The organism is Gallibacterium anatis DSM 16844 = F 149 (genome assembly GCF_000379785.1).
GTDB lineage: Bacteria > Pseudomonadota > Gammaproteobacteria > Enterobacterales > Pasteurellaceae > Gallibacterium > Gallibacterium anatis.
This window is the reverse complement of record NZ_KB903741.1, coordinates 1-10,307: the sequence shown is the minus strand read 5'-3', so window position 1 is coordinate 10,307 and position 10,307 is coordinate 1. Positions and strand designations below refer to the sequence as shown.

6 protein-coding genes are annotated in these 10,307 nt (G+C 41.6%); 5 read left to right on the top strand and 1 reads right to left on the bottom strand.

Going from position 1 to position 10,307, the window contains the following annotated elements:
• Window positions 1–60: 60 nt before the first annotated feature.
• Window positions 61–6,213, top strand: a complete 6,153-nt coding sequence (locus A3EO_RS13815; RefSeq protein WP_211206181.1) for an Ig-like domain-containing protein — start codon at window positions 61–63, stop codon at window positions 6,211–6,213.
• Window positions 6,214–6,295: 82 nt separating this feature from the next.
• Here the strand turns inward: A3EO_RS13815 and A3EO_RS0111075 are convergent, their stop codons facing one another.
• On the bottom strand, window positions 6,296–8,020 hold the full coding sequence (locus tag A3EO_RS0111075; protein ID WP_018347194.1) for a protein-disulfide reductase DsbD: 1,725 nt from the start codon (window positions 8,018–8,020) through the stop codon (window positions 6,296–6,298).
• Window positions 8,021–8,140: 120 nt separating this feature from the next.
• Between A3EO_RS0111075 and A3EO_RS0111070 the strand changes: the two genes are divergently transcribed.
• The 4 genes from A3EO_RS0111070 to A3EO_RS0111055 are packed head-to-tail and all read left to right on the top strand — an operon-like array spanning window position 8,141 to window position 10,177.
• On the top strand, window positions 8,141–8,881 hold the full coding sequence (locus A3EO_RS0111070) for a hypothetical protein (RefSeq protein ID WP_018347193.1): 741 nt from the start codon (window positions 8,141–8,143) through the stop codon (window positions 8,879–8,881).
• Window positions 8,878–9,426 (top strand): septation protein A, encoded by a 549-nt coding sequence (locus A3EO_RS0111065; RefSeq protein ID WP_018347192.1) that lies wholly within the window; start codon window positions 8,878–8,880, stop codon window positions 9,424–9,426. The genes A3EO_RS0111070 and A3EO_RS0111065 overlap by 4 nt, the downstream gene beginning before the upstream one ends.
• Window positions 9,423–9,878, top strand: a complete 456-nt coding sequence (gene yciA / locus A3EO_RS0111060; protein WP_013746627.1) for an acyl-CoA thioester hydrolase YciA — start codon at window positions 9,423–9,425, stop codon at window positions 9,876–9,878. The genes A3EO_RS0111065 and yciA overlap by 4 nt, the downstream gene beginning before the upstream one ends.
• A 2-nt stretch (window positions 9,879–9,880) precedes the next feature.
• Window positions 9,881–10,177, top strand: a complete 297-nt coding sequence (locus tag A3EO_RS0111055) for a YciI family protein (protein WP_013746628.1) — start codon at window positions 9,881–9,883, stop codon at window positions 10,175–10,177.
• The last annotated feature ends 130 nt before the right edge of the window (window positions 10,178–10,307 follow it).

Below are 10,307 nucleotides of genomic sequence, written 5' to 3'. Positions count from 1 at the left end.
GGTAAATCAGCATATCAAATTTGGTTGGATGCTGGTCACACTGGTACAGAAGAGGACTTTTTGAACTTTATCAAAGGTGAAAAAGGTGACCAAGGTGCACCTGGTCAAAACGGTACCGACGGTCAAAACGGAGCGGACGGTAAATCTACTACTGTCGGTCGTGGTGAGCCAACAGGTGAAGGTCATTCTGGTGATGTTTATGTTGATATTTCTACCGGTGATATTTACACCTATGGTGATAGTGGCTGGGAAAAAACTGGTGAAGGTGAAACAAACAACATCCTCAATCGTGTAGAATTAGTTCAAGATCAAAATGGCGATAAAATCCTTTCTAGCAAAGAGCTTGGTGATGATGCACATTTTGCTACGGTAAAAATTCACCTCAAAGAGGGTGCCAAAGCGGGTGATATGGTTGTGGTGAATGGTGCTAATGGTTTTGCTTTGACAGACGCTGATATTAAAAATGGTTTTGTTGAAGTGCCTGTCTTAGTGCGTGAGGGTGAAAACCCGCTTAATATTATTGCTTACAATGCAGAGGGTCAAAAAGACCAACTAGATGAAAGCTTTAGCTTCACAGTAGATACAGAAGCGCCTAGTAAGCTAGATGTTAATCCGATAGAGGATGTGGCAAAAGATGAAGCAATTACCATCAGTGGTACAGCCGATCCGGGTAGTACAATTACGGTGAAATTGCCTAATGGTGAAACAAGCACAACACAGGCAACTGATGGTACTTGGTCTATCGACATCCCAGCTGATAAAGCCCACGATATTGCCGATGGTGAAGTCAAGGTGACTGTAGAAGCCAGTGATAAAGCCGGCAACACCACCTCAACAGACGCCAGCTTTAATTTAGATACACAAACTCCTACAGTAGAATTGGCTGTTGATAAATCCAACGGCACCGTTTCATTAAGTGCTGATGAAGATTTATATCTCAATGGCAATAAAGTCTATGATAAAGAAAGCAATACTATCACTGATTTTGAAGTTGTGAAGAAAGCGTTAGGTGATCAGGTGACCATCAAAGACGGTCAATTGCTCGTCGATCCAAACGCAGCTGATGATATTAGCTTAACTTTAGACAATATCAGTGATAAAGCGGGCAATGCAACTTCTGCAAATGCAACATTGGAAGCGCGTCCAACCGTTACTGTCAAAGCGGATACTACAGCATTAACTGCCGACACCAACAGCACCGACATCACCTTTACCTTTAGTGAAGCGGTGACAGGGTTTGATATTTCTGATATTGAGGTGAGTGGTGGTACCTTGTCTAATTTCCATCAAGACAGCGAAAATCCATTCATTTATCACGTGACTTTCACTGCAGAAGATAACAATACTTTAAATGCTAGTGTTGCAGTTAAAGACGGTAGTTATCAATCGGTTGAAAGTACACGCGTGGGTAAAGGTACAGAAGCGACTACTTTTACAGGTGATACGCTTGCACCTGTTGCGCCTGAAATCGCTCTTGTCAAAGATGCAGGCTTTTATGACTATGACGGGATTACCAATGGTTCTCAAATGTTGGTCAACAACCTCGAAGAGGGTGCGTCTTGGCAATACAGTACCGATGGGGGCAAAACCTGGAAAAATGGCTCTGGTACCAGCTTTAATCTCAATGATGGTGAGTATAAAGTAGGCGATATTATCGTGAAACAGACTGATGCTGCAGACAATAGCGGTGAAAAGGTATTTGGTCATGATGTCACGATTGATACAGTGTCTCCTGATGTACAAATCAAAGGATTTGTCTTATCAGGTCATTCCGACCCAGTATGGAATTTAACCGCGGGTACATATAAAGATTTATTGCTTACCGGTATTTCTGAAGCAGGCAGTAAAGTCGAGCTGGTGCTAGGTGGTAATGAAAGTGGTCTAACCGCGATGACCGATGCGACAGGTAAATGGTCTATCCATACTCCTGCAGACCAAGCTGCCACCATCCTCAACGGATTGTCTATCCAGGTGAATGCTTTAGATATTGCGGGTAATACAGCATCAACCTCTAAATCAGCGTCTATCAACGGACCTCATGAAGGACAAGTCATCAACCAAATCGATGTGATTGCCGGTGATGATATGATTAATGTTGAAGAAGCCCGGTTTAATGTAGAAATTAACGGCTATGCCAGCGAGGCAAAATGGAACGATTCAGTCTATTTTGAGCTTTATAATGTGGATAAGAGTAAACCTGTTGACAATATAAAGTTTCATTCTACAAAAGATAAGAACTGGACACTTGCTTTGTCACCTGAGCAATTAGCACAATTAGCCGATGGTCATTATCGTTTAGATGTGTATGATGACCGCAGTGGTACAAGCGTAGGAGGTTATACATACAGCAATCTTCTCACTTCCCGTGAATTTATGATTGACCGCTCTATTGTTGCGCCGGGTGCTGAAGTAGATGGCGACAAAGATGAAGCTGAGGATAAAGTGCTTGTAAATACGGTTCAACCGACTTGGCATAATCCACAAGGGGCGACTGCTGAGCCTAATGCACAAATCACGATTAAAGTGGATGGCAAGGTAGTGGGCTCAACGACAAGCAGTGCGGAAGGCGCTTGGTCGATTAAGAGCAACGCAACGCTTGCTGATGGTGATCACCAAGTTGAGATTACGATTACGGATAAAGCAGGCAATACCGCGACAAGCTCGCAAACCTTGACTGTGGATACGCAAGCCCCTCAATTGACTGTCGATCCTATTACAGGGGACAATCGTCTTTCTGATAATGAGGCACAACAAGGTTTAACCGTTACAGGTACCGGTGAAGCGGGCGCAACAATTATGGTAAAAGTTGGTGAAGGGCAAGCGGTAGAAACTACCGTCAATTCGGATGGTTCTTGGGCGGTAACTGTGGATACAGACACCGTGAGTGTACAAGTTCCTAAAGAAGGCAGGGAATTAACAGTTACCGTCACCAGCACGGATAAAGCCGGCAACAGCACAACCCAAGATATTACTGTGGATTATTACCAAGCCAATAATCTTGTTGAATTGAGTGATAATGGTTTAGATCAAACACAATCTAAAGCTTTAAATCTCAATGGTGAAGGGGTTTATTACCTAGAACAACCGCAAGCGCTTTTGACAACTTCAAACGGTGATTTAGTTCAATGGCAAGGCGCGGGTACTGATACCTTAATCGGGATGGCAAATGGTAAAGAAGTCATTCGTATTCACGTCGATAATCAAGGCACCTACGAGGTGGTACAACACCAAGCGGTTCAACATGGTACCCCAGGTGGCGCATTGGACGAGGCGCTTAATTTGGATGTGCCTGTTTATCATATTATTGTAGACGGTCAAGTCTCTGAACAATGGTTGACTTTGCATATTGCAGACGATAAACCTGTATTGGCTGAGGATTTCTCTGAGCAATTGACAGCAAGCCATAATACCATTGCCGGAGAGGCTCTAAAAGAGGTAAGTCAAGACGGTTTACAAACCTTCTCTGTCCAATTGGGTAAAACAAAAGTGGAAGTGGATTTGGATAGTTACCAAGCCACTGTTAGCGAAGGCGAAATTCTTTCTTACCGCGTAGAACAAGGCGAAAATCCAATCTTATTCTTAAGCACAAAAGCCGGTGAAACCTTGCAGCTCAATCTTAAAACTGGTGAGTACCAATACCGTATTCCAAGTACAGATGTGAGTGCCGATGTTTCTGTTAAACCAGAGGCAACAGTAGGTGGATCAGATAGTAGTTTATTAAATACCGTGAACTTAAATGTGGCCGGTTTAGCAAAGTTTGAAAACCAACAAGCATTCTCTGTTCAAGGAGATGGCATTTATTCGGTGAAATTATCGATGTGGTCGGTTGATGTTGGTGGTTTATTGGGCACTTTATTGGGTGATTTAAAACAATGGACCTATAACCAACGCTTGGCAGAAGAGTTTGGATTGAAGGTTGACGTTAAACCGATGGTATTAGGCTTATCCCCTACGACCTTAACCATTACTGCAAAAGATGGTAGTGAATTGGATACCGATCATATCAATCAATTATTGGCTACCGTGGGTACCGAAGGTGGATTGTCTAAAATTCTGACAGTTGGCTTATTACCAACGACAAGCCTTGAAATTTTTGATCAGTCTGGTGCTTCTTTGGCTAAATCTTCGGATGGTGTCCATCTTGCCAATGTAGGCCTATTAAATGATGTCTTGTCAGGGGAAACTACCTCTAATACGTTTGTGGATGATGCTGGTAAGTCATCTGCCTTGGATCACCGCAACGCCACAGATGATCTTCGCCTCTATGGCTTAGATGGTGATGATACCTTAGTAGGCGGTAGTGGTAGCGATCGTTTGTATGGTGGTAAAGGTAGCGATACCTTGGTCGGAGGCAGTGAAACTGACTTCTTGATTGGTGGCCAGGGCAATGATACCTTGACAGGTGGTAAAGGAGCGGATGTTTTCCGTTGGGAAAAAGATGACCAAGTGATGAGCAAAGGAATTGCGACAGATATCGTCACTGATTTTGATGCAAACGGCGTTGCCTTGGGTGGTGATGTCTTAGACTTACGCGGTTTGTTAAAAGGTGGTGGCCAAGTCGGTATGACAGTCGGTAATTTATTAAATTATCTACATTTTGCATACGACGAAGCTAACGAGCAAACAACTCTTTATATCAGTACTGAGGGTCAATTCATTGGTGGCTTTAAAGCAGATCAGGTAGACCAAGTAATCCAGTTGCAAGGAGTAGATTTAACTTCGCTCGGTGATAATGATCTTGATATTATTGAGACCTTGCTTTCTCAGGGTTCATTAATGGTCAACCATATCCAAGGTGAGGCATTAAATACAGGAGAAAGTACTTCTCACACGATTACTATTGGTGCTACTGATAAGGATGGTGATTACGATGGTAGTGTGATTACAGCCGACACCAGCAATGTGGATTATAGCAAGGTGACCTTTAATCCGGATAACCAAGCGCCATTGGTCTTTGTCCGTGAAAATGATTTGTTGGGTATTATCGGCTTAGATGCGTTGCAAATCTTGAAGTTAAATAAACAGGATATTTATGTCTTTGATCCGGACAATAATTTAGCCAGTGTGGATATTCGTTATTTGCAAGTATTAGGCGTGAATGTGACTCCATCTACTTTTGGTTGGTCTGAAAAATTAGCCAAAGAATTAGGCTTGGATGTAAGTCTTGAGAAAAAAGAGGGGGTTTTAGGTTTAATTGCACCAAGCGTTACCTTACATATTACAGCGCAGGATGGCGGTGTGATTGATAATGTAAAAATCAACCAATTCTTGGCTTCTGTACGTTTTGGTCACGCCAATTCAGAGGGCGCATTGGATATCCTTACAGGCGACGTATTAAGCCTTGATTTACTCAATGGTATGCGCATTACTGCTACCGATTACCAAGGGGCTCAAACTGAAAAACCATTGCTCAGCTTGCTTGATTTAGACCTATTAGGTAAAAATCACGCTTTAAATGGGGATGTGCATTTAGTAGAAGGTAATGCAGAAGGCAATACCTTGGATCAACGTGGTAGTGAAGCAAGCGAAACCATTTATGGTTTTGCGGGCGATGATGATATCACAACCAACCATTTAGGCAATGTGGTATATGGCGGTACTGGAAACGACATAATTACAGGTGGTTTAGGTAACGACAACCTCTATGGTGATGACGGTAATGATACACTTTACTCTACAGGTGGTATGGATTATCTATTCGGTGATGCCGGAGATGATCAGCTTTATGGTAACACAAGTTTTGGTACTGTCTTTGTCGGTGGTAGCGGTAGCGATACGTATCACTCTGTAGCCGGTGTTCGTGATACCGTGATATTGCAAGCGGAGGATTTAGGTACAGGCGTGGATGATTGGCAAGGCTTTGCTGTAGGTAGTCTCACCTTTAATCCTGATGCGGATGTGCTTGACCTTTCTGCAGTATTACAAAGCGAAAACTCAACCTTTGATAAAGCACGAGCTGATCTATTGAGTGAAAGCGATCCTAAGAAATATCTTGATTACTTGCAAGAGTTTATCAAAGTGGATGAAAAAGATGGCAATACCACTATTTCTATCGACTTGGATGGTGCACATCACGAAATCGATACCGATGGGGATAAAGATACACCGGCAGTTATTACTGGTGATAGTTACCAATACACAGAGGCTATTACCTTGGATAATGTCAGCACCTCATTGGATGCTTTGGTGAAAAATGAACAGATTATCTACTAATTTAGTTGATAACTGAAAAATGCGAGGTTAAAGCCTCGCATTTTTTTACTCTTTTTTCATCATTACTTGAAACTTAAAAAAGTTACTGTTTTTGCTGAATTTTTTGCAACCAGTCTAAAAACGGTTGAGCTTCTAAAAAGCCGGTAATGCGACTATCTTCAATTTCGTTGCCTTGTTGATCAAAAAACAGAATAGTCGGCAAACCGAGGACATTATATTTTTTGCTTACTATCTGATTTTCCACACTATTTTTGGTCATATCGACCCGAATCAGTAAAATTTGTGCCAATTTTTGCTGTACTTGTGGTTGATTAAATGTTTTATGTTCAAACTCTTTACAGGCAACGCACCAATCGGCATAAAGATCAACCATCGCTATTTGGTGCGGATTTTGTCGCAGCTGCTGTTGTAATTGATCCAGCGAAGTGACGGTGATAAAGGTGTCATTTTCGTTGTTGCCGTTATCATTTTGCCAATATTGTTGCCAACTGAAATAGAGCGGTGCGGCGGATAAAACAATGCCGATAAGGGCAACTAACAGCCAAAAACGATGCGCTTTGCCAACGATAGTAATAAACCAAATAAAAAAGGCGATACCCAATAATGACCATAAAATCTGCTCCCAATAAGGCGGTAAAATGCGAGAGAGCAGAATAATTGGCAAGGCAAGCAGTACAAAACCGAAAGCCACTTTGACATTCTCCAACCACGCGCCGGCTTTCGGTAGAATTTTATTGCCGAAGACGGTAATCGCAATTAATGGCACGCCCATCCCTAAGGCTAATAAATAGAGCGTTAATGCACCGGTCAGCAGATCACCGGATTGTGTTACATAAAGCAGTGCTGCCGAAAGCGGTGCGGAGGTGCAAGGGGAAGCGATTAGACCGGCGATTGCGCCCATTACAAACACGCCGCCATAAACCCCGGCGGACTGTTTTTGGCTTAATGTATTCAATTTGGTTTGCCAGCTGGACGGAATTTGCAAATGAAATAAACCGAACATTGAACAGGCAAGTAGAACAAATAAGAGGGCGAAGAAGCTTAATACATAAGGGCTTTGTAACCACGCCTGTAAAGAAAGCCCGACAGCGGCAACCGCTAACCCTAATAACGCATAAGTGAACGCCATTCCTTGCACGTAGACAACACTGAGCAACAATGCTTTAGCAGTGTTGGCACGCTGTTTTTGCCCAATCACTAATGCCGACAACAAAGGTAGCATCGGCAATACACAAGGGGTAAAGGCTAAACCGATCCCAAGCATAAAAAACCAAAATGCAGCATATTTGCTTTGAAATAGCTGTTGAGTAAGGGATGTTTCCGGATCAGTTGTTATATTTGTATTTTCTGTATTTGATGGAGTGTTGTTTAACAGTTCGGCAAGCTGTATTTGTCGTGTTTGTGGCGGATAGCATAAACCGTCTGTACAGCCCTGATAGCTTACTTCTAAACTGCCTTCAGCTTGAAAAACTTGCTGTTTCGGCAAAAGCTTAATTTCTAAACCTTGTTCATAGATTTGTGTATTGCCGAAATAGGGATCTTGATGGCTTTTTTCTATCGTTGGCTCAATTTGTTGTGTAAATGCAACATTTTCGCCTGTAACCTGAATAGTATGTTTATAGAGATAATAATTTGGTTGAATCTCCCAATGTAGGATGATTTGTTGCGGTTGTGCCTGCACTGAAAACGGAAAAGCCTGCTCGGCAGTAAGAAACTCCGTTTTTTTATCAAAAAGACCGGCATAAGCACTGGAAAATAGGCTAATAAGGAAAACGGTACAAAAAAATTGCCAATATTTTTTAATCATAAGTCAGCTATCACAGATTAAACCATTAAAGGCACGAAGTTTAGCATACTTATGCTGAATTTCTTACTTGAAGTTGCTATACTCTTGCTGTTTTGAGTTATGTAGTAGACAGAGGAAACAATGCCTATCAACTTTTTTCGTATTTTCCAAGAAAGCGGTTATTTTGTACGCAACCGTTATCCGATTGTGATCACTTTTACCGTTTTATTTGCTTTAAATTCGTTGGTCTTTCAACTTATTGTGAATTCATACGGCGGTTTAGAAAAATTATTATCCACGCCGACATTAATTCCGTCACCACTTGTTTTTGCCGCCTTCATCAATCTGTTTTTAACATTGCTGTTTACGGTCTGGTTTATTTTGACGGTTGATCAGATTTTAACGAATCGCATCGGTGATATGTTGCTTTATTTGGTGGAATCGTTAAAAAAAGTATTCGGTTTTGCCGGCTATAACATTATTTTATTGTTGGCTTTTTTCCCAATGTTTATGGGATTGAGTGCTTTAACTATTTCCAGTGATGTTGCCACCTTGATGATCAGTGCCGTTGCCTCATTTGCGATCAGCGGTTATTTATTAACTAGAGTAGCGTTGTTGCCGTTTGCGTATTTACTGGAACCGAACAAGCAGAGCTTGGGGAAACTGTATCAGCTAATTAATCAACGTCGTCAATGGAAGGCGATTCTTGGTTATCTCTTTTTTGTTTATGTGTTGCCGATGTTGGTCAGCAACCAATTAATTTTACTGTTAGGCGCAAATTTGGTGGTGGTTTCAACCATTCTCACTGCCTTTATTAATCTGTTTTCACTGATTTTTGCCTATCGTTTTTATCGTGTGTTTATGAAAAAAGTATCACTATGAAACAACTATTAGAATTTATTCCACTTATTCTCTTTTTTGCCGTTTACAAACTTTTTGGTGTGCGTGAAGCGGCAATCACGTTAATTGTCGCTACCATTATTCAATTTGCAATTTTGAAACTCAAATATGGCAAAATCGAAAAATCACAATGGATTATGGCAGTTGCTATTATCTTTTTCGGTAGTTTGACCGCCTATTTTAATGATCTCGAATTTTTGAAATGGAAAGTGACCATTGTTTATGCCTTGTTTGCCCTGATTTTATTAATCAGCCAATTCGGTTTTAAGACATTATTGATAAAAAGTATGCTGGGCAAGGAGATCGAGCTGCCACAGAAAGTGTGGGCAAACCTCAATTTAGGCTGGGGAATTTTCTTTATCGTCTGTATGCTGATTAATATTTATGTCAGTCTGTTTTTATCGGATGATATTTGGGTGGATTTTAAATCTTTCGGCTTTTTCGGTTTGACTTTGGCAGCGTCATTATTAACCGGTGTTTATATTTATCCGCACCTTTCACAACAAAAAAATAAGGATGAAAAATGAGTACGACAGAGCGTGTACCAAGCGGTACTTTGTTGTTGAGAACATTAGCAATGCCGTCCGACACTAATGCCAACGGCGATATTTTCGGTGGCTGGATTATGTCGCAAATGGATATCGGCGGTGCGATTTTAGCCAATGAAATTGCGCATCGGCGTGTGGTGACTGTGCACGTTAATAACATCACTTTTCATAAGCCGGTATCGGTCGGTGATATTGTCTGTTGTTACGGACGTTGTACTCGTGTCGGCAATACCTCATTGCAAATAGAAGTGGAAGTGTGGGTAAAACACGCCTTTCGGGATTTTGTTTCTGAACGTGATTTAGTGACCGAAGCGGTATTTACCTATGTTGCGATAGATGAAAACGGCAAACCTTATCCGATTCCGAAAGAGAATAACGCTGAATTGGAACAAGCATTGCAAATGATTAAACAACATCAAGATAAGGAGTAATTATGTACTATGTGATTTTTGCCCAAGATTTACCCGGCACTTTGCAACAACGTTTGGCAGTGCGTGAAAAACATCTCGCACGTTTATCGGCATTGCAACAACAGGGGCGTTTATTAACTGCTGGCCCGAACCCGGCGATTGATGATGAAAATCCGGGAGAAGCAGGTTTCACCGGTTCAACTGTTATTGCTGAATTTTCTTCGTTAGAGGAAGCAAAAAATTGGGCAGCGCAAGATCCTTATGTCGAAGCCGGTGTTTACGGTGATGTGATCGTCAAACCGTTTAAAAAAGTGTTCTAATACGATTTTTATTTTACGAAATTTCATTGTTTAACAACCGAATAAAAAGACCACCCGAAGGTGGTCTCAGACTGCTGACAAACCTCTAGACATACCTCTAGAGGTTTGATCTAATAGGCATATCGAAAAA

Coding starts and splice junctions, on each gene's coding strand:
- A3EO_RS0111075 (WP_018347194.1), bottom strand. CDS start 8,020: ATGATTAAAAAATATTGGCAATTTTTTTGTACCGTTTTCCTTATTAGC.
- A3EO_RS0111070 (WP_018347193.1), top strand. CDS start 8,141: ATGCCTATCAACTTTTTTCGTATTTTCCAAGAAAGCGGTTATTTTGTA.
- A3EO_RS0111065 (WP_018347192.1), top strand. CDS start 8,878: ATGAAACAACTATTAGAATTTATTCCACTTATTCTCTTTTTTGCCGTT.
- yciA (WP_013746627.1), top strand. CDS start 9,423: ATGAGTACGACAGAGCGTGTACCAAGCGGTACTTTGTTGTTGAGAACA.
- A3EO_RS0111055 (WP_013746628.1), top strand. CDS start 9,881: ATGTACTATGTGATTTTTGCCCAAGATTTACCCGGCACTTTGCAACAA.